Raw genomic sequence first — 22,944 nt, forward strand, 5'->3', positions numbered from 1 at the left:
GGATCATACAGGTGGGTTGGTTAATGTGGTGCAGAAACTGTCGGTGCAAAATGCCATTATGACCGACGCGACCGCCAACACACAAACTTTTCAACGGCTTGTCACCGCAATCAAAAACCGAAAGGTAAAAGTGCTGCGTGCCAAGGCCAACGACCGGTATACGCTGGGCGGAGCGTCCTTCACCATCAAAGGGCCAGTGAAAGAATACAGTGACACAAATGACATGTCTATTGTGTTGAAACTGCAATTTAAGAACCGATCATTTCTATTTACCGGCGACGCACCAATTGCTTCCGAGACAGATATGCTTGCAACAGGGGAAGATTTAAGTGCAGATGTGCTGAAAGTTGGACACCACGGCAGTAAAACGGCGACATCCCCGTCCTTTCTGCAAGCTGTCTCACCGCGTTACGGCATTATCAGCGTTGGGAAAGACAACAAATACGGTTTGCCGAATCTGCCGGTTCTTGACCGGCTGCGTGCGGCAGGCGTACAGCTTTATCGCACGGATGAACAGGGAACGATCGTGATGCAGACTGATGGCGAAAATATGACGGTCAAAACGGAGAATGCAGCATGAAGCAATATATCATTGACCGGTTCGAAGGCACGTTTGCCGTACTGGAAGGCAGCGGCGGCAAAATGCGTGATGTACTCAAAAGCTGTCTGCCTATGGGTGCCAAACAGGGCGATGTGCTTACAGAAACAAACGGCATCTTTTCTGTGGATGCCGCCGCTACAAAAAGACGCGCGGAAGCGATTGCCGAACAAATGAACGATTTGTTTAACTAATGCATTTTTATAAAACAACTTGAAAGACAATAAAGAATGAAAAAGAGAGAAAGAGGATGAGGCATCGATGCACATTTTAAAAAAGTTTTTATCCTATTATAAACCCTATCGGAAACTGTTCTATACCGATCTGCTCTGCGCGGTGTTGGCTTCATTGGTTGACCTGGCATTTCCTTTAATTTTAAGTTATTTAGCACACACCGTGTTCATCAAAAGCCCAAACCAGATTATGCAGGCCATCGGCGTTGTCTGCCTGGCGTTGGTCGGTATGTATGTCCTGCGGTATTTCTGTCAATATTACATCACTTCATGGGGACATATCATGGGCGCCCGTATGGAAAGCGATATGCGCCGCGACCTGTTCTATCATTTACAGCGTCTTTCATTTTCCTATTATGATAAAAACAACACGGGCGATATGATTTCCAAGCTGGTTTCCGATTTGTTCGACATTTCGGAGCTTGCACACCACGGTCCCGAGAACCTGTTCATTTCGGCACTAAAAATGTTGGGTGCATTTATCATACTGCTTACCATCAATGTGCCAATGACGTTCATTTTGATGGGTGTCAGTTTGTTGATGGTGCTTTTTTCTTTTCATCAGAACCGAAAAATGCGCGCTGTGTTTTACGATAACCGTGTAAAGATTTCCGGCATCAATTCGCAGGTTCAGGACAGTTTATCTGGTATTCGCGTGGTCAAATCCTTTGCAAATGAGGATGTGGAAAAGCGAAAATTTGATAAGAGTAACCACCACTTTTTTCTTTCCAAAGTCGATAGTTATACCGCTATGGGGCGATATTTTGCAGGCAATATCTTTTTTGAGGGAATGCTGTATGTTGTCGTATTGGTGGCGGGAGGTTTCTTTATCGCGCGACACACACTCCGCATTTCCGATCTTGCCATCTATGCCCTGTATATCAATATTTACGTTAATCCCATGGAGCTGCTCATCAATTTCACAGAGCAGTTCCAAAAAGGATATGCGGGCTTCAAGCGGTTTCTTGGCGTTGTGGAGACCCAGCCCGAGATTGTTGAAAAACCCACGGCAAAACCACTGGAACAGGTAACTGGAGAAATTGACTATAACCATGTTTCCTTTGCTTATGCCGCAAAAGAGGGCAACGTGCTGGAGGATATCAATATCCATATTCCGGCGGGACGTACCATTGCGCTGGTTGGACCGTCCGGAGGGGGTAAAACAACCTTGTGTTCATTGCTTCCGCGTTTTTATGAGGTCAGTCAGGGGAGTATCACCATTGATGGCACCGATATCCGCGATGTTACGCTTCCTTCTTTGCGAAATGCTATTGGTGTGGTACAACAGGATGTGTATTTATTTGCGGGCTCTATCAAGGAGAATATTGCATATGGCGATCCTGACGCTACTGATGCGGAAATCGAAGAAGCTGCTCAAAATGCCAATATCCATGAATTCATCCTGTCCCTGCCGGATGGATATGATACCTATGTAGGCGAGCGCGGTGTACGTCTCTCTGGCGGGCAGAAACAACGGATTTCAATTGCGAGGGTCTTTTTGAAAAATCCACCAGTCCTTATCCTGGATGAAGCGACATCCGCGCTTGACAATGAGAGCGAACGGCACATTCAGCAGTCTTTGGAGAAACTTTCGCAGAATCGTACCACAATTGTAATTGCCCACCGCTTGAGTACCATCAAAAACGCAGATGAAATTATCGTCATTACTGACGAGGGTATCATGGAACGAGGCAATCATCAAGAACTCCTGAAGAATAAAGGAATCTATGCCCGTTACTACCACATGCAATTTGAGGGACTGGATCCGGTAGACGGCTTTTTACTGTAAAGGAATAGTACTTGTCATCTAAAAGCAGGCACATTTACATAAAATATGTGAATGTGCCTGCTTTTTTATCAAATCATGCGCTCAAATTGTTTTCTGGTGCATAGACTGAAACAGTGCGGGCAAACAAGATAGTCATTTTTTTGCCGGAATCATTCAAGACGATATTACTAGCTGCCATCATAATGGTGGCTTAGTGATGTATCGTGCAAGCCGTTTAGCACATTGCCATTATGTCAGGAGGATATGCAATGGATACTATGACCATGCCACAAATCGGTGAGAAAGCACCGGAATTTCAAGCACAATCCACACGAGGAATCATCCGTTTCCCAAGAGATTTCAAAGGAAAATGGATTATTTTACTCAGCCATCCGGGCGCATTCAACCCGGTCTGTGCAAGTGAATTTCAAGCATTGGCCAGTATGCAACAGAAGTTTTCCGAAAAAAACTGTGCACTGTTATCATTTTCACCCGATTCCAGCGAGGCACACGCCGCATGGATGAAGGAATTGGAGAAAAGCGCCCCGGGCGGAGCGGCAGCGTTTGCCGGCATCCCGCTTGTGGCTGACGATGGCGGTGTAATTGCAAAACGGTATGGTGTGTTGCCGCAAGGTGCAGCTCGTCCGGTACGCGGTGTTTTTATCATAGATCCGCAGGCCACAATCCGCGTGGTTCTGCTGTATCCGCGCGGCATCGGACGTAGTACCGCCGAAATTTTTCGGTTATTGCTTGCTTTGCAGGCAGTGGAAGACAGCGGTGTTTCTGTGCCGGCAAACTGGAAGCCGACAACTGAGAATGAAACTCCTTCCGTACCATACACCGGTTTGGAAACAACGCAACAACCCACAGAGCGCCGCGATATCCAACAACCTAAAGGCAGTGCTGTTTTGCCGATGCAGACAGCGGAAAAAACAGATTCTGATTGGGCACAAGCAGCACAGTCCGAGCCGCAGGTTAGGTCAAACGCGCAGACCCAGCCTGCGTATGATAACACTAATCAGCCTGCACCAATCGATTCGTCCAACTCTAAACCCGAACAGGAAACTAACAAGCCGGCGGCTGCACCAGTAGCAAGTTCCCATCAGCAGCCTTTACGCCCGGTTTCTCAATCTGTATGGGATGCCTTGGCTGAAGCGCAGCCACAAGTCTCCGCACCGGAGCAGCCGACTTATCCAGCCGCATCTGACACTGTTGCACCCATTTCTTCCTTTGTACATATGCCGCCCCAGGCAAAGCCGGATGCAAAACCCCAACCAACAGCTAAGGCAAAGGCGGCTGTTCGTCAACATGGTAATACGTCCGGTCTCCGCAAAACATCCGGTTCCAGCATTGCCGATCAGAATCGGCGGCTGCTTGGCGACCTGTTAGATAAAGAAGATGCTGAAGACAGTGACGGTTCAAGCAGCGGCGAGTATTTCATGATGCGTGATTTCCCGTATAAACAATAAGTCTGGATAAAAAGGAAGCAGGGCAGAGCACTCCTATGTGTTTTGGACCCTGCTTTTTCTTGCGCAAACAGACGGGTGCGTGTTATAATGAAAACTGGTAGGTTTTACATTCGTCCCCACCTTTAGGTGTGTTTTGAGGCAGAACCACCCTACTATGTTATAAGAAGCAATGTGGTATGAAAACAAATGTTATGCGCATGTTGGATCGCGCGCATATTCCATATGAAACCGCGACATATGAATATGATGAAAATGATTTAAGCGGTGTGCACGCTGCCGCGCAGGTGACTGTTATTACGTTGGAGCAATGTTTTAAGACGCTGGTAGCGCGTGCGGACACCAAAACCTTGTTCGTGTATTGCATTCCTGTGGCGGCGGAACTGGATTTAAAAGCCGCCGCAGCGGCATCCGGGCAAAAACGGGTGGAACTGATTCATGTAAAAGAGCTTCCGGTTCTGACCGGGTATTTGCGGGGAGGCTGCTCTCCAATCGGCATGAAAAAGCCGTATCCGGTCTATATAGATGAAAGTGCCAAAAAATATGACCGTATCGGCATCAGTGGGGGACACCGCGGCATACAGGTGATTCTTGCGCCAGAAGCGCTGGAACAAATCGTTCATGGACAATTTGCCACTCTCATTCGAAAAAATTGATGTGGCATCACTATTCATAAATCAACCAATAAGGGCAGGATATAAATGCGGCTACTTCATCACAACTCAGGGCAGTCTACTAACAAGATACGGCAGCCACATCTCTACGCACAGCCATGGGATATTGCGCAGTATGCACAATATGCTGTACAAAAAAGACATGATGGTCAAGTACGTTGCGCCGTGTTTTTTAGAGGCAGTCTGAATCTGGAACGCATAAAACGGGCAATATTACGGTCGTTGGACGCGCTTCCACAATTACACAGCCGATATATCCCCGATGACAAGCAGCCATATTGGCAGGTACATATAGCGAATATCGATGAGATATTCAGTACTGTTACGACCAACTGCACAGATGATGAGGTAGTGGCGTTCTTACCCGTCTGCACCGATAGTTTTCGTGGCCCGCAGATTCGATTTAAACTGGTGCGTGGGCAAGCACGCGATACACTATGCATCGTTGTTAACCGAATGATTTGTGATGAGGCTGGTCTAAAAGAATACCTCTATTTGCTTAGCCAAATTTACACCGATCTACATTCCCCGACTTTTCAATCTCCTCAACCAGAGAAATTATATATTCAGCGTGTTTTGCATACGCTGCCTCTGGTTGCACGGTTAAAAGCACAGGTGCATCAGCAAGTGCCGCTGGAGATTCCACCTGTGCAAGCTGTTTTTCCGCTAAGCGGAAAAGGGGACGTTCCTTTTATTGTGACCCATACTTTGCCGGTAAGCCGATATCAAACTTTGGCGCGCTATGCAGTGTACCGCCATGTACGGATAGAAGAGGTTCTATTGACTGCGTATATCCGCGCTATCTATGCAATGCTGCGGGATAGATCAAAAGGCCCTTTTCTGATTGCCTGTCAAAAAGATCTGCGACGTTTTTTGTCTTGGGGATCTGATCATGTGATTTGTGGTCTGTCATTGCCAAATTTGTTTGTTGCACCCGCAAAATTACCCAGTGATTTTAACAAGACGCTTACAATGGTACGCGAACGTTTCAGCAGGTTGGAAAAGCTGTCCGCTGTAATAGAAAATGCAAAGGCACTTGGTTTTTTCCCGTTTTCTTCTAAACGCGCGCAGGAGCATCTGTTGTCTGCAAAACTGCCGCACTATTTATTTAACTACATTGGGAAGATCGATGGTTCCCGTTTGGCGTTTGGTGAAGTAGATATCAATGATGTGTATATTACCGGCCCGATCTACAACCAGCCTGATATTTCTTTGTGTGCAACTGTTTATGAGGATTCTTTAACCTTCAGCTGTAATCTGGCAGGAACACGGGATGATTGGGCAACGTGTAAATATTTTCTCGCGTTGCTTGTCCGAGAACTGCCTGCTGAGACATAATCCATTGTGCATCAAGTAATGGTACGCTTATTTGACCATATATCATCCAAAATCGCATGGACTATCTGTTCCTCTGTTGGCATATAATTTGACGGGAGGGGAACGGCATGATGGACGAAGAAAATGGCGAGCGTACTGAACGTCGTGCATATGCACGGGATTATTCGCATACATATACCCGCGAAACCATGCGGGGCAACAGGCGTCGAGGTCAACCAACAAAGAAAGAACCTGTGCCTCATGTGATGGCAGTACAGGTCATCGTTTGTCTTCTGTCTTTACTGGTGGTTTTTGCACTGCACATCACTAAAAGCCCTGTGGACAAAACTGTGCGACAGGCATTGAGCAATGCGCTGAGCAGTAAGCTTAATCAAAAAGAATTGGCAGTCCGGGTTTCCCAAGCGATGAAACGCATACAAATTGGAATGCCTGACGTAAAAGGTGTATTCAACACATCATCTAAAACAGCAAAAACAACTTCTACCTCAAGTTCGGCTTCATCCGCAGGTTCTGAAAAAACAAGTGTTGCCACCACCTCCAAAGAAGGGGAGGGGGGGGCGGATTTGGTTGCGCAAACTATAAATGGCGTACTGATACCACCATCCTCCGTCAGCTTGGGGCCATATCTATTGTCGGCTCAACCGATTTGGCCTGTACAGGGACGCATCACATCCAAGTTTGGGTTTCGCATAAACCCAGTCACACACAAAACGAGTTTCCATACAGGTATGGATATTGCCTCACCTAAAGATACACCAATCGTAGCGGCTTTGCCTGGCGTAGTTGAACAGGCAGGACAGTCTGTAGACTATGGAAACTTTTTGTTGCTTGATCATGGCGGCGGCATTGAAACTTTTTACGGGCATTGCGATCAGTTGCTTGTAGGGCAGGGGACACCTGTTAAAATAGGGGATACGATTGCAAAGGTTGGCACGACCGGAATGTCCACAGGTTATCATTTGCATTTTGAGATTCATGTCGATCATGTCTGTGTTAATCCCGCACGTGCACTTGGGGTGCAGATCTAACTGATATGCATCACTACAGCTTTTCTGTGTAAATGGCGGAAAAGCTGCTTTTTTACAAGAATAGAGGTGGGACGTGGATTGAAAGCCTGCCGAATAACATTTAGCGTGTACTTTTTAGTACTGATTACTTGCTTGCTGGCGCTGGACTCTACCGGATTAACGGCATTGGCTTTGTTTTGCGCCGCCATTCATGAGATGGGGCATCTCTTAGTACTATTCATTTTTCAGATACATATCAAAGAAATCGCATTTCACTTATTTGGAGTAGACATCCACGCAGACGAAAGAGACCGCCTTTCTTATGAGCAAGAGGTCTTGCTGGCACTGGCGGGTATACTAGCCAATCTTTTGCTTTGTATGGTAATGGCTATCTTTTGGAGGACTGGAATATGGATAGGCCCCGCGCAAGCTGTTTTTTCAATGAGCCTTGTTTTGGCTATGTTTAATGTACTGCCAGTTGGAAGCTTGGATGGAGGGCGTGCATTAGAAGCACTGATTTGCGCGCACGCCACACCCCAGACGGCGGAACATATCCTTTATATATGTTCGGTACTGGTTCTATTGCCAGTAGGATCTTATGGATTTTGGTTGCTGATTCATGCGCACAATATCACGTTGTTAGCGGCCGCTGTTTACTTGATGATTTCGCTGGTTTGGCATGGCAGTAATATAAAAAATGTACAAAGAAGAGCTGCTAAATGACTGGATTTGTGTAAATCTATTGCGTTTTTCTATGCACTCGTGTACAATTTGTTTTGAAAGGGGATGACTTTCATGCTGTCAAAGGAAACTTTAAAAAACTATGCTGAATCAGAATGCGAAGAAATCATTGGTGTGCGGGATTTGAATCAGTTAAATAACGATCAATTAATCAATGTGGTGATTCGTTTGATTATGAAAGCTGCAGACGATCAGCAAAACCCTGCCCAAATAACCAATATCGTCCGTGAACTCATAAATAAAGAAAACAGATACAGCGATTATTGAAACGATATGTTTAAACATGTTTTGATTTATTTGCCCAATTGTCGCTTCGGCAATTTAGGGCATTTTTTATTTCATATGGATTACAGCGTGGCGCAGAATTTTGTAAAATTTAAGCCTATAGTTTCTTTTGCAGAACTACCATATTCAAATATCGGTTAAATTTGTACCCCACCTCTTTTAAATATGCCTGTTGTTGGTAACCGCATTTTTTAAATACCCGAATGCTGCCTGTGTTTTCATGGCAAATCAATGCCACTAATACATGGATACCAGCATTTTTAGCAAATGGTTCTAACATCTGTATTGCTTGGGTACCAACTCCTTGTCCACCAAGGCTTTGTTTTAAATAAATGCTAACTTCCGCAGTTTGCGAAAAAGCTTCACGTTCTCGATATGGATGATATGCTACATAGCCGCAAAGCGTGCCGTCTACAAATATAGAGAAACTATGGTACTTGGGATTCTCGTTGATCACCAGCTGGCGCATTTGCTCAACATCAATGTCTGCTATTTGAAATGTTGCCGTGGAATTACGTATGTAATATAGATAGATTTGTAATAATGCAGAAACATCTCGTTCAGCGACTGTTCGGAATGTAATCCTTTTTTCAGATAGATTCATATTTTGTATCCCCTAAATTATACAAAATTTTTACTTTTTATTCGGCGGTTTTTCGAGTAGGGAAGTCTGGCATTTTGCTTCTTATCTGCATCGCTGGTTTGGTCGTTTATTTCCTCCTATCCTGTTAGTATAATAACCGGACGCATTCATTTTTGCAATGAGTTTGTCGTTAAGTTCGACAGGACTTCACAAAATCAGACCGTGCCAGACCTGCCGGAAAGACAGGAAAATGCAGTATTGGGACGCGCACGAAGCAATGCAAATTTGACGTTTTACCGGCAGGTCTGGCACGGCTGGTGTATGGGAATTGCGTTAGCAATGCGATAATTCGGTGCGGAAATGAAATGCTATCCGGTTCTTTTGCGCTTGGTTTCTGGTGGCAAATTCACTATTTTTACCAGTAAATCGCGATATAAGCGTATGTAGTAGGTCGCTGTCGTTCCGATGTCGTTATTTGCGTTGCCGGTCATGAGTTGTCTTAGATCGCCTTGTATGTATTTGCACGCTATTTCTATAAGCCAAAACTCGTCTTGCTTTAGGCTTATGCGTCTGCCCCTGTTGCTTCCTGTTATTCGCCCTTTCCCCATGTGGCTGGTTCTTTCCTCCTTGCTTTGGTTTTTGGAGGGGCTGAACAGCCCGGGGCGCTGCTTAGCGCCCATGTCTGCCTTTTACCGCGCCCTTGGGGCAAGTAGTCAATGGGTTGACATCGTCAACCGCCTTTGGCGGCGCGTAGCGCCCTTGACGATGCCACAAGGGGCGGTACGCCCCCCTTAGTGGCTGTTGCTTTGTGTGAATTGCCGTTAGCTTGGCAGTCGTTGTTATGCTACGCCATGCATCGGCCGGAGGGGCCCTGCCGCAGACGGGGTTCGGGGGTCCCGTCTCGGTGGGGTTTCCGCCCCTTGCGTCCTAAACGCCGCCTGTCTATCTAGCGGCGTTTTATCACTTTTTTTGAAATTGTGGAACTTTGAATGTTGATTTTTAGGCTTGGCGTGGTTTGATGAATTGTGGCATACTGTGAATTTGGATTACCATAAATTGCATTTTGCTTGTGCCTGGATGCTCGGCAATTCGATTTTGTATATAGTGCTTGGCTTTGTCTGCCGTTGAGAAAAATAGCGTGTTGTCTGTGATTTTTGCGCCAATTTGATATGTGGCTATAATTTCATTCGTGTCAGCGTCTACAATGTTACCGGATTCTATGAATCCAAAGTTATAATTTGCTTCGTCCATAAACATTACCGTGAATTCATTTTTCATTTTTTGAATCCCCTCAATTATACAAAATTTTTATTTTGTATAATAGTATTTCATTTTTTACCTTCCTACTTGCATGTCTGTTTTTTCCCCTACTCGCACCGCAATGCTTCCACTGGATTTAAACGTGCAGCTTTCATCGCCGGATATACGCCAAATATTACCCCTATTGCGATAGACAGTTGCGTACTGATTAAAACAGATTGAATTGTCCATGCAAACGGGATATGCATGATCAGCATAGCGATATATGCCAATGACAATCCTGCGGCAAGACCTGCAGCCCCCCCCAACATGGAAATGCCCAGAGCCTCAAATAAAAACTCTAATAAAATAGCTCCCCTTGGCGCTCCAATTGCCTTTTTAATTCCAATTTCCTTGGTGCGCTCACTGACAGACACTGTCATGACTGTCATAATCCCCAGACCGGCTACGATCAAAGAAATGCCACCAACCGCTGAAATAATCAAAGTAATAATACCCAGCACGCTTAAAAGCTGCTGCCGCTGCTTAAACATATTCATAGCCACATACGTATTGCCGGAATTATCGGTAGAAAGCGCGGAAATGATGCGATTACCTATTGCGTCGTTATTTGTGTTGGAATTGGTTTGCACGGCAATCTGGTCATAGCCGTCCGCTCCTCGGAGAACCTCCGCGGTTGTATATGGTACATATACAAAGCCAGGGATATAGCTGCCGACTAAATTATAAAACATACCGCTGCCATTTGCAACGACTCCTTTAATGGTCAACGGCGTGCTTGTATTGTTGACAAATATGGTGATGGTTTTGCCAACAATATTACTGCGTTTATAGGCGGCACGAGCATATGCATCCTCTACCAAGCAAACATTGGCATTGTTTTGAATATCGGCATTTGTCAACATAGTTCCATGTAAGAGATGGACTGTCTGCATCTGGCGTGCTTGTTCCCCAATTCCCCATATCAATACCTGCTTTTGCAGGTTTCTAAGCTGTGCACCGCCCATCTGCATGATGATAGGCATTGCGTTTTTTACGCCTTTGACTTGCCTGCTTTTATGGAGGTCGCTATCCGTTAATGTTGACTGACTTAAAGCAGGATTGGCAGACTGGATATTTAGTCCGTTCATCCCAATGTTGTTCAGTTGTGAGGTGATTGCGTTCTGCCCGCTCTCACCAATAGATGCAATTAGAATGACAGATGATACGCCAATTGCGATACCTAAAACCATCATTCCGGTTCGTAGTTTTTTGCGTCCAAGATTGCGCACCGCATTCAATAATAAATCAATTATAAAATCACACATGGCGTATTCCTTCCACTCGAACAGGCATCCCTGATTTTAAGGAAGAGCTTGGAGAAAATACAACCTTATCATTGCTTTGCAAACCAGATAGTACTTGGACGGTTGAAGAAAATTCATTCCCGGTTCTGATGTTTTGACGATAAACACAATTGTCCCTCAATACAAAAAGATATTCCTGTCCAGCATCATCCTGCTGAACAGCTTCATAAGGAACCGAAATTGTTTGGGGATTTACGTTAGTAATAATGGCTGCCTGAGCATTCATGTCCGGCAACAAATATTTATCCTGTTTGGTGATACGGATGAGTACGTCTACTACATTTTGAGTTCCGCTTGTGCCGGAAACACTGTGGGCTTTCGGAAAGATCTGTGTAACAGTTCCCGTGTAATGATTGTCTGTATCAGTGTTGGAACCCGATGTTGTGATCTGTACATTTTGTCCATCACGTACCTGTGTGATATCCGATTGATTGACCTGTGCACGCAAGCTTAAAGCACTTAGATCACTGATTACCACCAAACTATCCGTGGCTGCCGAAAAACTTCCCACACTGGCGTTCATCTGTGTCACCACGCCGGAAATCGGCGCAATAATCTGATTCGGAATTTGTTGCTCTAAAACGCTTTCCGCACTCGAAGAATTGGCGGAATTACTTGCACCCTGTGCTAGCTGTGAAGAAAGCGCAGATTGTATCTTGGATGTTTCGCTCGTTCCGGCATACTGTGCATATTGCTGCATAAGTGCGCCCATGCTTCCAGAAACAGTTGGTGTCCCGGCCGCACCAGGCACCCAATCGTTAATGGCCTGCTGAATACGTTGGGTTTCCTCGCTGGAGTTGGACCCACTGTCACTGCCTGATGCGTCGGATATGCTGGAACCATCGTTGTTTGCATTGCCCTGTGTGGAAGCGATCGCCGCAATTGACTGATTACGGTCGATATCCATTAACACCTGTCCAGCATGTACAGTGTCGCCCACCGCAACATGAATCGCTGTTGGTTTTACAGGCAATCCAAAACTGACAGCCTGCTCCGCTGCGGGCTGAATCGTCCCTGAACACTGTACCTGTGTATCATATTCACCAGTATGCACTTGTACAACGATCACTTTTTCACTGTTCCATGCCAGGACAGAAGCAGTGGGCCAAATTGAGATCCATACGATGATCGCGGTGGTCAAAGTCAGCAGCATAATCCATTTTTTCATTCCGATACCGGCCCCAATCTCTCTGCATGTCCATAAAAATAATCTTTCCGTATCACTATTCATTGTTTATAGTTTGGCAGCAGAGAGGGAATTTATCCATTTTTAGAAAACAGGGGCATATATTTTTCGGCCTGATTCCAGAATAGGCTGCTCCTTTTTGAAAATACTAAGTAAAATCACAAAACCAAAGGAAAAAGGCGGCCGCTCGTGTAATAACATGCGGTCACCTATCATTAAATAATTAAAATCAATTTTTACAAGGGAAGCGGAAGGATTTTTTTATGAGCCTGATACAATGCACAAATGACTGCAAATTTCAAAAAGATGGATATTGCAATCTTGAAAAGGCCGGGCGCATGACCAATGCCGCTAACGAAGTAAAAAGTGATTGCTTATATTATCAGCAATCCGAGAGACACAGCGCGCCGCCCAATGCCGCAAAGCAATAAATACGATCTGCTTAGGAGAATACTGCTGTAATCACCTGTTTAACAGTTTTGCAACGGTTCACTTGTATCGCAAGTTGTTCCTGTGTATGCAAGGCTGCGTCTTTTGCAACAAAGACACGACGAAAACCCATACGATCGGCTTCTTTTACACGAGATTCCAAAGAAGGTACCTTCTTTAATTCGCCAGTTAGTCCCACATCCGCGATAAATAACGTATCGCCCGGAATGCCTTTATGGAATACCGAGGAAACGATACTCATGATAACACACAGGCTGACGGCGTTCTCCGAAAGGCGAAGACCACCGGTTGTTTTTAAGATCACGTTTTTATCAAACAAGGTGATTTCCGCCCGCTGTTCCAAAATAGAGACTAAGGTGTTTAGCTGGTCCCGTTTCAGACTTTCACCAATACGTGTGGGATAGGGTGTGAACGAGCGGGAAACCAGGCTCTCAATTTCCACAATGATGGGACGCGACCCCTCGCGCACCACGGTAAGCGCACTCCCGGAGATACTCTCCCCTTCTTCTCGTTTAGTCATAAAATAAGCGGATGGATTGTCTATAGATACCAGTCCAGATTCCGTCATAGAGAAAAACCCCATCTCCCCTGTACTGCCAAACCGATTTTTGGAACAGTACAACGATCGGATCTCCTCACCAGTATTGCTATCCATCAATAGGACTGTGTCTACCATGTGTTCCAGCGCGCGCAGCCCGGCCAGTTCATTTTCTTTTGTCATTTGCCCAATCATAACAACGGCACGCGGTCGAGCCGGGTTTTTTGCGGTGTAGAGCAGTTCGCTTGCACACTGCATGGTCTGTGTGGGAGAACCGGGACGAGAATCCAGCCCGTCCATCACAAACGTTTGAATGCTGTCGGTCACAATAAAGTCCGCATCAATAGCATCAATATGGCGCAGGACATTGTTCATGCTGGTGTCGGAAAGAATCCAAAGATTATCGCTGATACCTGCCAATATACGGTCTGCGCGGTGCTTGATCTGGGAGGCGCTCTCTTCCCCAGACGCATACAGCGCTTTATATCCTTGTTGTGCAAGGTCTTGTGCGATCATCAGTGCAAGAGAACTTTTGCCGCATCCTGGAGGGGATGAAAGGACCGTGAGAGAATCCCGTATCAAGCCGCCGCCCATTACGCGGTTGAATTCCTGTATCCGCGTCACTAAACGATCACTGTTGCTGGTTTCCACCTGCGACAAACGCGAAGCGGAAGCCATTGAGCGGCTCATCGGAGCAGACGTGCGTGTGGATGCACGATCCGCCGTAGCAGCCATCTCCTCCAAAGTATTCCATTCATTACAGGCTGGACAGCGCCCCACCCATTTGGATTCTACATGCCCGCAATTGCTGCAAACGTATTGTGTCCTTGCCTTTGCCATGTTGTATCCCCTTTTACTTCCTTCTATGTTTTGGACTATTTTACAGATTGTGCGCTGACGTCTGGCGCGGACGGACTCGGTGTAGACGCCGCAGACTTCCTTTGTTCCGCGTAAAAATGCACAGTACCATAGTAAATGGAAAAAGCCATCTGGTTTTGATAGGTATCGTCCTGCAATTTTGCATTTTCAGCAGGGTTAGAGACAAAACCGCATTCTACCAATACCGCTGGTGAATGCGCGTGGTATAGAATATACAGGTTGCTGCCCGCAGGTTTAATGACCCTGTCGTTTTGCGGTTGAAGCAAGGTGTGAATATCCGTCTGAAGAAACTGTGCCAACACTTTAGCGTCAGGGTTGTTGGTGGAGTAGAATACCTGCGTGCCACTATATTTCGATTCCGTAAATAAATTTTGATGGATACTTAAAAAGAGCGCCTTGGGATGCTGATCCGCAATTTTCAACCGGTTGTGGATATCCGAAACTTTTTGTTCACGGAGCGTATCGCTGCCGCTGCTATGTATAGAGCGGTCGTCTTGCCGGGTCATGATGACCTGATAGCCGCCCGCGGTAAAAAAGCTGCGCAATTTTAAAGAGATTGACAGATTAATGTCCTTCTCGTTGTTACCCTCCACGCCAACGGCTCCCCCATCCGGTCCACCGTGTCCCGGGTCAATGATAACTGTTTTTTCATATGGTACCGTGGTTGAAGCGGGCGCCAAATCCTGATTTTGGATGGATCGAAGCGTACTCGCGGCCACCAAACAGAGCGTGACCCCAGCAATCAGCGGCAAAATCCAGTTCAGCGGACGCATCGGTGAACCACCCCCGCAAAAAAGTATGCGGGAAAAAGGACATTTATGTGCATTGGGCAAATGTCTTTTTGGGTTTAAAATCTTCATCGCCGTCATAAAGTAGATAAGACTGCAATGTGATCTGCCTGGAGATGAACACCGTGAAAAAAAAACTGGAAAATCTGCTGATTGCCATCCTGTCTTTGTTGTTGATGGCAAACGTAATTTCTATTTTTCAGCACACTCTCCGGGCAAATGGCCAACGTATGCCGACCAAATCCCCAAACCCGTATATAATTTTAATTCAAGTGCAGGAAAACAGGCTTTCGTTGTTTAAAAACGGAAAACTCTATCATTCCTACAGTTGTGCAACTGGCAAAACAAATACGCCATCTCCAAGTGGAACATTTCAGATCAATCGAAAAGCACGTTGGGGAGAAGGGTTTGGCGGCTATTTCCTCGGCCTGAATTGTCCCTGGGGCAATTACGGTATTCACGGCACAACCCGTCAGGATTCCGTCGGGCAGTCCTCCTCACACGGCTGCTTTCGTATGTATGATAAGGACATCCGCGCCCTCTATACATTGGTACCGTATGGAACGACCGTCCTAATTGTCAACGGGATATACGGTGCATTCGGTACTGGCTTCCGTACCATCGGACCAGGCATGTACGGTCAAGATGTGTTCGCTGTACAGAAGCGTCTGCGGGATCTGGGGTATTTTACTGGAAGCTGCAATGGGCGTTACGACTCATGGGGATTCCATCAGGCGGTGCTGCACTTTGAGCGTGATCAGGGGCTACAGCAGTCAGACCGTATCACTGCACCTTTTTACAAAGCGCTGGGGTTCTATCTCATCGAATAAAACGCCTTCCAAGCGCAGCAGCTGCTGTTTAATCGGTATTCCGCCGCCGAATCCGCCGAGTTCTCCATTTTTTCGTAAAACACGATGACAGGGCACCAAAATAGGGATCGGATTTCTTCCCACTGCGTTACCCGCGGCGCGGGAACCGGACAGATGGGCATTTTCAGCTAGTTTCTGGTAGGATATGGTTTTCCCATAGGGAATATTGGCAACTTCCGCCCAGATTTTCCGCGCAAATACCGACCCCGAAACAAATGCCGGGTGTACTGAAAATTGCTTTAAATGACCGTCAAAATATGCCTGTAATTCCCTGCAAACAATGGCAGCCGTTTCGTTTGCATCGGTTATCTGCACATCCTCCCAAACGCGCGAAAGCTCTTTGAACGCTTCGTTTTCATTGTCAGCTGCCCACAGAAGTCGTATAATAGAGACATCATCGCAAATACATGTGAGTTTGCCAATCGGCGAATCCATAGATGCACAATATAATGTCATCATTTTTCCCTTTCATCTCAATCTCGGAAGGCGGCACTGCACATGGATGAAAAAATACTGGCCTTGCCCAAATCGGTCAAGGATTTTCTAGTGTATATGGAAACAATCAAAGGAAAATCCCCCAACACTGTTCGGGAATACGCAAACGACCTGCGCACATTTTTCCGGTTTATCAAACAGATGCGCAGTCTTGTACCGAAAGAAATGCCATTTGCTGAGATCGCAATCGACGATGTGGACCTCTCGTTTTTGGCGTCGATTACGTTGGCAGATATCTACGAATACTTATATTATATCACAAACGAGCGAAAAAACGGAGCCGCTACCCGGTCACGCAAGGTGTCCAGCTTACGTTCGTTTTATAACTACCTTTGTGAACGAACCGGCGTTTTGCATGAAAATCCAACACGTAACCTTGAGGCGCCCAAACCGAAAAAATCCTTGCCTAAATACCTCACACTAGAGGAAAGCATGGAGTTTTTAAATGATATTGGCGGTGAATTTGCTACACGGGACTATTGTATTATGACTTTGTTTTTAAACTGCGGGATGCGCCTTTCTGAATTGGTGGGCTTGAATCTTTCCGATATACGCAGCAGCACCATGACGGTGACCGGAAAAGGAAACAAACAACGCACAATTTATCTCAATGAAGCCTGTCTGCAGGCACTAGAAACATATCTCAAACAGCGTCCGTGTGACAGTGTGAAAGACCGGGATGCATTATTCCTCAGCAAGCGCTTGCAGAGAATCAGCCCTAAAACTGTGCAATGGATCGTACATAAAAACTTGGAACGCGCAGGGCTGGGCAATAGAGGCCTTTCCACACACAAGTTGCGGCACACTGCCGCCACTCTGCTTTATCAACATGGCGGCGTTGATGTCCGTGTTTTACAGGAAATATTAGGACACGAGAATTTAAATACCACTGAAATTTACACACACCTATCGGACAAGCAATTGCAGGACGCTGCAGACCACTCGCCATTGGCACACTTTTCCAAACAAAAACGTTCATTAAGAAAAGAAACCACATAAAGTGGTTTCTTTTCTTTTTGACGTTATCTGAAAAGATGGGCTTTACTGCTTCTTCCTTAGGTAGAATTTCAGGATGAGTATCTATCATGTATTTCTGAATCACTGGTTAAAACGCTTGTTTTTTCCAAGCATGGTCAAAAGCTGCTGCTTTTGGATGGCATTTGTTATAGATTGATCTGCATCGATTACCCACAATTTGCTCATAAATCTGCGTGGAAGATATATCAGAATGCCCCAGCATCTCTTGAATAGATTTGAGATCAGCTCCGTTTTCCAGCAAATGCGCGGCAAATGAATGACGAAGCGTATGTGGTGTGATACGTTTCTCAATGCCGGCCTGCTGGGCATAACTTTTAACGATCTTCCAGAATCCTTGTCTGGAGAGCCGTTTTCCACTGGCATTGACAAACAATGCTTTTTCGCCGCGAATATCGCGAAGCGCCGAACGCGCTTCTTTTAGATAACTCGTGACAGAGTCCGCTGCTTCTTTATAGATTGGAACAGAACGATTTTTTTCCGGACTGCGGCAAAAAAGCACACGGATATCCAAATTGATGTCGCTGGTATCCAATGCAATCAATTCGGATACCCGAATGCCTGTCGCATACAGAAGCTCCAACATGGCTTTGTCACGGTACCCTTTGAAATCGTCACAAACTGGCTGTGCAAACAGGAGATCGACTTCTTCGCTGCTTAAAATATCCGGCAGACAATGCTTCTCTCGCTGCACATGCAACGATGCTGCGGGATTGGCTTCGATTACTCCGCGCAGATACAGATATTGAAAAAAGCCGCGAATCGAAGCGGCGAAGCGCGAAAGCGTTGCACCGGATCGTCCTTTTTTCCGTAACATATCCAGATAGATTTCCAGTTCATCTACGGTGACGGCAGCGATATCGAAGATCTCCAACTGTTGCAAATACAGTACAAATTGTTTTAGATCTCTCTGATAAGACTGAAACGTACTTTCCGAAACGGATTTTTGGGTACGTAGATAAACTGAATAACCATCCAGGTAGTTGTCCATACTTTTCTTTCCTCTTTCATGCGCTGAAAAAAAGCGCCGAAAACGCTATGGTTGATCCCGCTTCAATCAACGCGGCCAAAGCAGCCAATCCAAAACAGACGACGAACCGTAAGGCATATAGGTGAAAAATCTGCCAAAGATGTGCATTTTCTGCGGGTGAAATCGCACGTATTAGATATAATGAAAATGAAAGTCCCTCGCGGCAAGCTACGACAACTGCAAACGAAGTGATCAATGCCCATGGCAGAATAAAAAGTGCACAAATCAAAAAACCGGATACACCATAGTGAATATAAATATATCCCATGGAAAGCCCAATTCCAGCACCCTTGAACAATGCCACCAACACAATACCTACGGCGCCTACCGCCCACAACCCAAACAGGAAAGCCGCACACAATAAAACCGCCGTTGTAAAAAATGAAGAAACAAACAGGTCGAAGAAACCTCTGGAAGCCGCCGATTTGGATAACAATTCCTGGGAAAGCAACTGCAATCCGGATGTCTCCGCTGTTGTCCGGCCGGCCGCCAACAGCGCGCCAACCATTACACCCACCAAGATCAATACAGCCAGTCCAAAATAAGGAAAAAACAATTTGCCATTCCCTGTGTTCACAGGTTTCCTTGTTGGATGCCCCATCCTTTTTCTTGTCAAGGGCTTGACCCCCTTTACCTTTTATTTGCACAGTTCAATGTATGCAGATAAAAAGGGGGCTATGCTTGCCATGGGTTTCCTTTTTGATTATTTTCCAAGTTCCTCAGCGCGCTTTGTACAATGCCGCATCCCATCCTGAATTGCCTGCTCAAATCCATGTGCGTAGAGTGCATTGAGCGCCGCAATTGTCGTGCCGCCTTTGGAAGATACCATTTGAATCAGTTCCTCGGGTTCCTTGCCGGAATCCGTAAGCATTTTAGCAGAGCCGATTAATGTCTGGCAAATCAATGCTTTGGCGACAGCAGCTTCAATCCCCTGCTCCACGGCTTCCTCTATCACAGCCTTAGCAAACAGGTAGACATATGCGGGGCTGCTGCCGCTCACCGAAATGACAGCTGTCATCTGTTCTTCCGGCAGATCCTGCACAACCCCGCCAGCAGCAAAAATAGCCTTAACTATGGCATATTCTGCATCCGTAAGTGGCGCGCACTGGCAAAGCGCTGTAGCGCCTTCGCCCAAAAGCAACGGTGTGTTGGGCATCGCAAGCACGATTTTAGCAGATTCGCCCAGCCGTTTTTTGATAAATGCCGAAGAAATACCGGCCGCGATACTCACGATAATCTTTCCATCCGCAAATGGCTTGATGTTTTGTAATACTTCGTCGTAATTCTGCGGTTTTACAGACAAAAAGATGATATCCGCAAATTCAACAAGTTGCTGAACTGTTTCAACACCGTGTACACCTTGATCTTCAAAGCGTCCGTAATGTGCATGATGATGATCATATACCGCTATCTGCGCGGCGGGACAAACGTTACGTCCCAGCAACCCATTCACAATAGCGCTGGCCATATTGCCGGCGCCAACAAATCCGATGTGCTCTGTCATGCGTGTTTCCCCCCAGCCCCTATGTCAAGGAATTCTTTTTATAATGTGGTATCGACAATCATATACCTTTTTCTTTCAAGATGCAAGAACCCAGTTTGCACTTTCGACATTTTAGTCCTATTGCCCAAAAATGCCGCCGCTATTTTGAGGGATACAAAACATATTTGGTGATTATTTCAATCAGCTAATGCGGCCTTTATCATGAGTGCACACTCCACACGTTTTCGCTCAAGTGCACAAGAAATCTGCAATGGTGTCAGGATGTCACCCGCATAGGCACTGTTGTTTGCATTGCACCCGCCGCTGCAATAGAATTTTGCCCAACAATCTGCGCACCCTTTTTTCGTAAAGATATTTGCCTTTGAAAAGCGCGTTTTCATCTCTTGATCAAACTGCCCGTCATTCACATTTCCCATCACGAACGCAGGGTCACCTACAAATTGATGACAAGGGTATAGATTCCCCTCCGGTGTGACCGCCACATATTCGTTTCCGCATCCACACCCACGCAACAGCTTGATGGCGCACGGGCCATGCTCCATATCAATCATAAAGTGGAAAAAGTTAAACCCGCGTCCTTCTTGTGTGCGCTGAATGATTTCTTTGGCCAGGCGGTCATATTCTTCAAAAATGCGCGGCAAGTCTTCTTGCCGTAAAGCAAGTGGATGATCTTCCGGCAGGATAACCGGCTCTACTGAGACTTCTTTAAATCCTTCATCCACCAAGGCCAGCACATCTTTGGAAAAGTCAAGATTTTCTCTTGTGAATGTACCGCGCACATAATAACCACGGTGTCCGCGTTTTTCCACCAGACGCTTGATATTCGCCAGGATGGTCTGGTAACTGCCGCTGCCGTCTGCCCGCTTCCGCATCCGGTCATGAACAGATTGACGTCCATCAATTGACAGTACGACATTGTGCATTTCACGGTTGATGAAATCAATCTTCTCATCATCCAACAGAAGCGCATTTGTAGTGGTTGTAAAGCGTATATGCTTGTCAACTTTTTTTTCTTCTTCTCGTCCATAAGCGACAACGGCTTTTACAACCTCAAAATTCATCATCGGTTCGCCGCCGAAAAAATCAAGCTCCAAATTTCGCCGGTTTCCCGCATGTTCCAGCAGAAAATCAATTGCCTTCTTCCCAACAGAAAACGGCATTAACTTACGCCCGCCGCCGAAATCACCGGTAGACGCAAAACAATACGAACAGCGCAGGTTGCAGTCATGCGCTACATTCAGGCACATGGATTTGACCGGCGCCAAATCGCCAGCGTTTTGATAAGAGCCGTAGATATCCGGAGAAAAAAGTCTGCCGTCCTCTTTGAGCGCAAACAGTTCTGCCCATGCTTCTTGCAGCGCTTCCTGTCCATAGCTGTGAAAAGCGGTTTTTGCCTGTTCCGGCAGATTTGCAGACATATCCTCTCCCGCAAAACGCAAAAGTGCATGACTGATTTCATCCAGTTCACAAACCGAACCGCTGTTCACATCTACCACCATGCGATGGCCGTTTAATGTATAAGTATGTATCATGTAGACCCCTCTGCGTTAAATAACGGGGACAAAGCCGTTAATATTAAACATGACAAAAATTCAGGGACGAAAAAACGTCCCTGAATCAAAATAAGCGCTTAGAAAGATTTATTTCTGCTCACAGGACTGGTTGGCAACTGTGCAAGAAGTTTTGCAAGCCGACTGGCAGGATGCCTGGCATTCGCCGCAGCCGCCATTTTTCGCTGTGTTCTGCAATTTCCGTTCATTTAATGTTTTAATGTGTTTCATAGTTTTCCCCCGTGTTTTTAAAAATTGGTTTTTCACAGAATGCATTCGTATAAAGAAGCATATCACAGAATGCATAGTATTTCAACATAACGCCCAAAGCAATTCATCTTGCATTGCTCAGGAACGACCGCGGCGATGTCGTGTATTAACTCCCACAATACCGCCAATGATACCTGCCAATACAGAGACCGGCAGTTTTGCAAGCATCATACCGTCGAGTGCTGCCTGCCCTAGAAACGCTCCACTGATAAACAACAATAACAGGTAAAAAAGGCCTGTCGCAGCGCCAAGCATCAATCCTTTTCGACCAAAAAGGCGGCCAGCAAACAACCCTCCGCCAAAGCCTCCACCTGCGATTGCTATAAAAGCAAATGGCTGCACCACACCCGCCGGCATATCCCGCAGAACCATCAAAATGGAAAAGACAACAAGCAATAAAATGCTGAACAGTACACCGCCAAGCATTCCAATCAGTACCGAAAGTACTGCATCCCGCAATCCTGTTTGCGCCTGAGCGACATTTTTCATGGCAATCCCCTCAGCTTTCGGATTCCACCTGTTCGGCTTTACCATCGCATTTACGAGGCCACTTGTGGAATGGCAGTGACATGCAAAGTCGAACATGGAAAGGTTATTTACCAAAGGGTATGCGTAAAATGAATCGCCTATACCGCAAAAGTCAGCAGTAATCTTTATTTGTCGTCGTGCAATGTATCCACGCTCTGTATTGCCCATTTTTTGATGCGGATCTTTTCGCGATCCGCACCGGTCTCGATTACAATCGTATCTTCTTTAAGAGAGACGACGCGTCCAACAATACCGCCGATGGTGGTGATTTCGTCACCCACCACCAAATTGTCGCGCATATTTTTGGCCTCTTTTTCCTTTTTCTTCTGCGGCCGGATCATGAAAAAGTACATCACCACAAACATGACGATGATTACAGCGAAAATAGACAGGCTGGATAATGTTCCACCCGCTGTGGAAGCTGCCAAAAACTGCATAAAAACACCTCCGAAAATATGTGAACAATCGATGGATTAGATATCCCAATGGGCTATCTGCTTCCTTTGTTTGCAGAAACTTATAT

25 protein-coding genes are annotated in these 22,944 nt (G+C 46.0%); 11 read left to right on the plus strand and 14 right to left on the minus strand.

The window, feature by feature from the left end; translation table 11 throughout:
- From ABF463_RS02610 to ABF463_RS02650, 9 genes are all read left to right on the plus strand, one after another.
- Nucleotides 1-580: ComEC/Rec2 family competence protein (locus tag ABF463_RS02610; protein ID WP_415531987.1), on the plus strand; the 580-nt coding region annotated here is incomplete at its 5' end.
- On the plus strand, nucleotides 577-792 hold the full coding sequence (locus ABF463_RS02615) for a DUF3006 domain-containing protein (protein WP_415531988.1): 216 nt from the start codon (nucleotides 577-579) through the stop codon (nucleotides 790-792). The genes ABF463_RS02610 and ABF463_RS02615, both read left to right, overlap by 4 nt.
- A gap of 67 nt (nucleotides 793-859) precedes the next feature.
- Nucleotides 860-2,620 (plus strand): ABC transporter ATP-binding protein, encoded by a 1,761-nt coding sequence (locus ABF463_RS02620; protein ID WP_415531989.1) that lies wholly within the window; start codon nucleotides 860-862, stop codon nucleotides 2,618-2,620.
- 248 nt (nucleotides 2,621-2,868) lie between these two features.
- Nucleotides 2,869-4,068 carry a redoxin domain-containing protein gene (locus tag ABF463_RS02625; RefSeq protein ID WP_415531990.1) on the plus strand — a complete coding sequence of 400 codons (1,200 nt, stop codon included), beginning with the start codon at nucleotides 2,869-2,871 and terminating at the stop codon, nucleotides 4,066-4,068.
- Nucleotides 4,069-4,244: 176 nt separating this feature from the next.
- Entirely contained in the window at nucleotides 4,245-4,721 is a 477-nt protein-coding gene (ybaK, locus tag ABF463_RS02630) for a Cys-tRNA(Pro) deacylase (protein ID WP_415531991.1), read from the plus strand.
- Nucleotides 4,722-4,766: 45 nt separating this feature from the next.
- Nucleotides 4,767-6,077: a hypothetical protein gene (locus ABF463_RS02635; protein ID WP_415531992.1), complete on the plus strand. Its 1,311-nt coding sequence runs from the start codon at nucleotides 4,767-4,769 to the stop codon at nucleotides 6,075-6,077.
- Nucleotides 6,078-6,184: 107 nt separating this feature from the next.
- Entirely contained in the window at nucleotides 6,185-7,105 is a 921-nt protein-coding gene (locus tag ABF463_RS02640) for a M23 family metallopeptidase (protein WP_415531993.1), read from the plus strand.
- A 78-nt stretch (nucleotides 7,106-7,183) separates the two neighbouring features.
- On the plus strand, nucleotides 7,184-7,807 hold the full coding sequence (locus ABF463_RS02645; RefSeq protein ID WP_415531994.1) for a metalloprotease: 624 nt from the start codon (nucleotides 7,184-7,186) through the stop codon (nucleotides 7,805-7,807).
- A 72-nt stretch (nucleotides 7,808-7,879) separates the two neighbouring features.
- The gene (locus ABF463_RS02650) at nucleotides 7,880-8,092 is read left to right on the plus strand and encodes a hypothetical protein (protein ID WP_415531995.1); all 213 of its coding nucleotides are present in this window, start codon (nucleotides 7,880-7,882) and stop codon (nucleotides 8,090-8,092) included.
- A 115-nt stretch (nucleotides 8,093-8,207) separates the two neighbouring features.
- On the opposite strand, the gene ABF463_RS02655 is transcribed toward ABF463_RS02650, so the two are convergent.
- From ABF463_RS02655 to ABF463_RS02680, 6 genes are all read right to left on the minus strand, one after another.
- Nucleotides 8,208-8,714 (minus strand): GNAT family N-acetyltransferase, encoded by a 507-nt coding sequence (locus ABF463_RS02655; RefSeq protein WP_415531996.1) that lies wholly within the window; start codon nucleotides 8,712-8,714, stop codon nucleotides 8,208-8,210.
- Nucleotides 8,715-9,692: 978 nt separating this feature from the next.
- The gene (locus ABF463_RS02660) at nucleotides 9,693-9,971 is read right to left on the minus strand and encodes a hypothetical protein (protein ID WP_415531997.1); all 279 of its coding nucleotides are present in this window, start codon (nucleotides 9,969-9,971) and stop codon (nucleotides 9,693-9,695) included.
- Nucleotides 9,972-10,060: 89 nt separating this feature from the next.
- The gene (locus ABF463_RS02665) at nucleotides 10,061-11,260 is read right to left on the minus strand and encodes an ABC transporter permease (RefSeq protein WP_415531998.1); all 1,200 of its coding nucleotides are present in this window, start codon (nucleotides 11,258-11,260) and stop codon (nucleotides 10,061-10,063) included.
- Complete coding sequence (locus ABF463_RS02670; protein ID WP_415531999.1) at nucleotides 11,253-12,467, minus strand: efflux RND transporter periplasmic adaptor subunit; 1,215 nt, start codon at nucleotides 12,465-12,467, stop codon at nucleotides 11,253-11,255. The genes ABF463_RS02665 and ABF463_RS02670 overlap by 8 nt, the downstream gene beginning before the upstream one ends.
- A gap of 460 nt (nucleotides 12,468-12,927) precedes the next feature.
- On the minus strand, nucleotides 12,928-14,313 hold the full coding sequence (radA, locus tag ABF463_RS02675) for a DNA repair protein RadA (protein WP_415532000.1): 1,386 nt from the start codon (nucleotides 14,311-14,313) through the stop codon (nucleotides 12,928-12,930).
- A 35-nt stretch (nucleotides 14,314-14,348) separates the two neighbouring features.
- Nucleotides 14,349-15,125, minus strand: a complete 777-nt coding sequence (locus ABF463_RS02680; RefSeq protein ID WP_415532001.1) for an N-acetylmuramoyl-L-alanine amidase — start codon at nucleotides 15,123-15,125, stop codon at nucleotides 14,349-14,351.
- Between the two features lie 140 nt (nucleotides 15,126-15,265).
- Here ABF463_RS02680 and ABF463_RS02685 point away from each other — a divergent pair, with 140 nt between their 5' ends.
- Nucleotides 15,266-15,970: a L,D-transpeptidase family protein gene (locus ABF463_RS02685; RefSeq protein ID WP_415532002.1), complete on the plus strand. Its 705-nt coding sequence runs from the start codon at nucleotides 15,266-15,268 to the stop codon at nucleotides 15,968-15,970.
- Here ABF463_RS02685 and ABF463_RS02690 read toward each other — a convergent pair.
- On the minus strand, nucleotides 15,914-16,468 hold the full coding sequence (locus ABF463_RS02690; protein ID WP_415532003.1) for a methylated-DNA--[protein]-cysteine S-methyltransferase: 555 nt from the start codon (nucleotides 16,466-16,468) through the stop codon (nucleotides 15,914-15,916). The genes ABF463_RS02685 and ABF463_RS02690 overlap by 57 nt on opposite strands.
- A 39-nt stretch (nucleotides 16,469-16,507) precedes the next feature.
- On the opposite strand from ABF463_RS02690, the gene ABF463_RS02695 reads away from it, so the two are divergent.
- The gene (locus ABF463_RS02695) at nucleotides 16,508-17,503 is read left to right on the plus strand and encodes a tyrosine recombinase XerC (RefSeq protein ID WP_415532004.1); all 996 of its coding nucleotides are present in this window, start codon (nucleotides 16,508-16,510) and stop codon (nucleotides 17,501-17,503) included.
- A 106-nt stretch (nucleotides 17,504-17,609) separates the two neighbouring features.
- On the opposite strand, the gene ABF463_RS02700 is transcribed toward ABF463_RS02695, so the two are convergent.
- The 7 genes from ABF463_RS02700 to yajC form a co-directional block, all read right to left on the minus strand.
- Complete coding sequence (locus ABF463_RS02700; protein ID WP_415532005.1) at nucleotides 17,610-18,530, minus strand: site-specific tyrosine recombinase; 921 nt, start codon at nucleotides 18,528-18,530, stop codon at nucleotides 17,610-17,612.
- Nucleotides 18,531-18,546: 16 nt separating this feature from the next.
- Nucleotides 18,547-19,185, minus strand: coding sequence for a stage II sporulation protein M (locus tag ABF463_RS02705; protein ID WP_415532006.1), 639 nt, complete (start codon nucleotides 19,183-19,185; stop codon nucleotides 18,547-18,549).
- An 87-nt stretch (nucleotides 19,186-19,272) separates the two neighbouring features.
- Nucleotides 19,273-20,073 carry a pyrroline-5-carboxylate reductase gene (gene proC, locus ABF463_RS02710; protein ID WP_415532007.1) on the minus strand — a complete coding sequence of 267 codons (801 nt, stop codon included), beginning with the start codon at nucleotides 20,071-20,073 and terminating at the stop codon, nucleotides 19,273-19,275.
- A gap of 176 nt (nucleotides 20,074-20,249) precedes the next feature.
- The gene (gene scfB, locus ABF463_RS02715) at nucleotides 20,250-21,605 is read right to left on the minus strand and encodes a thioether cross-link-forming SCIFF peptide maturase (RefSeq protein WP_415532008.1); all 1,356 of its coding nucleotides are present in this window, start codon (nucleotides 21,603-21,605) and stop codon (nucleotides 20,250-20,252) included.
- Nucleotides 21,606-21,713: 108 nt separating this feature from the next.
- Nucleotides 21,714-21,854, minus strand: a complete 141-nt coding sequence (scfA, locus tag ABF463_RS02720) for a six-cysteine ranthipeptide SCIFF (protein WP_415532009.1) — start codon at nucleotides 21,852-21,854, stop codon at nucleotides 21,714-21,716.
- Between the two features lie 117 nt (nucleotides 21,855-21,971).
- Nucleotides 21,972-22,382 carry a TIGR04086 family membrane protein gene (locus tag ABF463_RS02725; protein ID WP_415532010.1) on the minus strand — a complete coding sequence of 137 codons (411 nt, stop codon included), beginning with the start codon at nucleotides 22,380-22,382 and terminating at the stop codon, nucleotides 21,972-21,974.
- A 164-nt stretch (nucleotides 22,383-22,546) separates the two neighbouring features.
- Nucleotides 22,547-22,858: a preprotein translocase subunit YajC gene (gene yajC, locus ABF463_RS02730; RefSeq protein WP_415532011.1), complete on the minus strand. Its 312-nt coding sequence runs from the start codon at nucleotides 22,856-22,858 to the stop codon at nucleotides 22,547-22,549.
- Between the last annotated feature and the right edge of the window lie 86 nt (nucleotides 22,859-22,944).

The organism is Ethanoligenens sp., assembly GCF_047718355.1.
Taxonomy (GTDB): Bacteria; Bacillota; Clostridia; order Oscillospirales; family Ethanoligenentaceae; genus Ethanoligenens.

What these genes read in the sequence shown, in the direction of transcription:
- ABF463_RS02615 (WP_415531988.1), top strand. Translation starts at nt 577, where the DNA reads ATGAAGCAATATATCATTGACCGGTTCGAAGGCACGTTTGCCGTACTG.
- ABF463_RS02620 (WP_415531989.1), top strand. Translation starts at nt 860, where the DNA reads ATGCACATTTTAAAAAAGTTTTTATCCTATTATAAACCCTATCGGAAA.
- ABF463_RS02625 (WP_415531990.1), top strand. Translation starts at nt 2,869, where the DNA reads ATGGATACTATGACCATGCCACAAATCGGTGAGAAAGCACCGGAATTT.
- ybaK (WP_415531991.1), top strand. Translation starts at nt 4,245, where the DNA reads ATGAAAACAAATGTTATGCGCATGTTGGATCGCGCGCATATTCCATAT.
- ABF463_RS02635 (WP_415531992.1), top strand. Translation starts at nt 4,767, where the DNA reads ATGCGGCTACTTCATCACAACTCAGGGCAGTCTACTAACAAGATACGG.
- ABF463_RS02640 (WP_415531993.1), top strand. Translation starts at nt 6,185, where the DNA reads ATGATGGACGAAGAAAATGGCGAGCGTACTGAACGTCGTGCATATGCA.
- ABF463_RS02650 (WP_415531995.1), top strand. Translation starts at nt 7,880, where the DNA reads ATGCTGTCAAAGGAAACTTTAAAAAACTATGCTGAATCAGAATGCGAA.
- ABF463_RS02655 (WP_415531996.1), bottom strand. Translation starts at nt 8,714, where the DNA reads ATGAATCTATCTGAAAAAAGGATTACATTCCGAACAGTCGCTGAACGA.
- ABF463_RS02660 (WP_415531997.1), bottom strand. Translation starts at nt 9,971, where the DNA reads ATGAAAAATGAATTCACGGTAATGTTTATGGACGAAGCAAATTATAAC.
- ABF463_RS02665 (WP_415531998.1), bottom strand. Translation starts at nt 11,260, where the DNA reads ATGTGTGATTTTATAATTGATTTATTATTGAATGCGGTGCGCAATCTT.
- ABF463_RS02670 (WP_415531999.1), bottom strand. Translation starts at nt 12,467, where the DNA reads ATGAAAAAATGGATTATGCTGCTGACTTTGACCACCGCGATCATCGTA.
- radA (WP_415532000.1), bottom strand. Translation starts at nt 14,313, where the DNA reads ATGGCAAAGGCAAGGACACAATACGTTTGCAGCAATTGCGGGCATGTA.
- ABF463_RS02680 (WP_415532001.1), bottom strand. Translation starts at nt 15,125, where the DNA reads ATGCGTCCGCTGAACTGGATTTTGCCGCTGATTGCTGGGGTCACGCTC.
- ABF463_RS02690 (WP_415532003.1), bottom strand. Translation starts at nt 16,468, where the DNA reads ATGATGACATTATATTGTGCATCTATGGATTCGCCGATTGGCAAACTC.
- ABF463_RS02695 (WP_415532004.1), top strand. Translation starts at nt 16,508, where the DNA reads ATGGATGAAAAAATACTGGCCTTGCCCAAATCGGTCAAGGATTTTCTA.
- ABF463_RS02700 (WP_415532005.1), bottom strand. Translation starts at nt 18,530, where the DNA reads ATGGACAACTACCTGGATGGTTATTCAGTTTATCTACGTACCCAAAAA.
- proC (WP_415532007.1), bottom strand. Translation starts at nt 20,073, where the DNA reads ATGACAGAGCACATCGGATTTGTTGGCGCCGGCAATATGGCCAGCGCT.
- scfB (WP_415532008.1), bottom strand. Translation starts at nt 21,605, where the DNA reads ATGATACATACTTATACATTAAACGGCCATCGCATGGTGGTAGATGTG.
- scfA (WP_415532009.1), bottom strand. Translation starts at nt 21,854, where the DNA reads ATGAAACACATTAAAACATTAAATGAACGGAAATTGCAGAACACAGCG.
- ABF463_RS02725 (WP_415532010.1), bottom strand. Translation starts at nt 22,382, where the DNA reads ATGAAAAATGTCGCTCAGGCGCAAACAGGATTGCGGGATGCAGTACTT.
- yajC (WP_415532011.1), bottom strand. Translation starts at nt 22,858, where the DNA reads ATGCAGTTTTTGGCAGCTTCCACAGCGGGTGGAACATTATCCAGCCTG.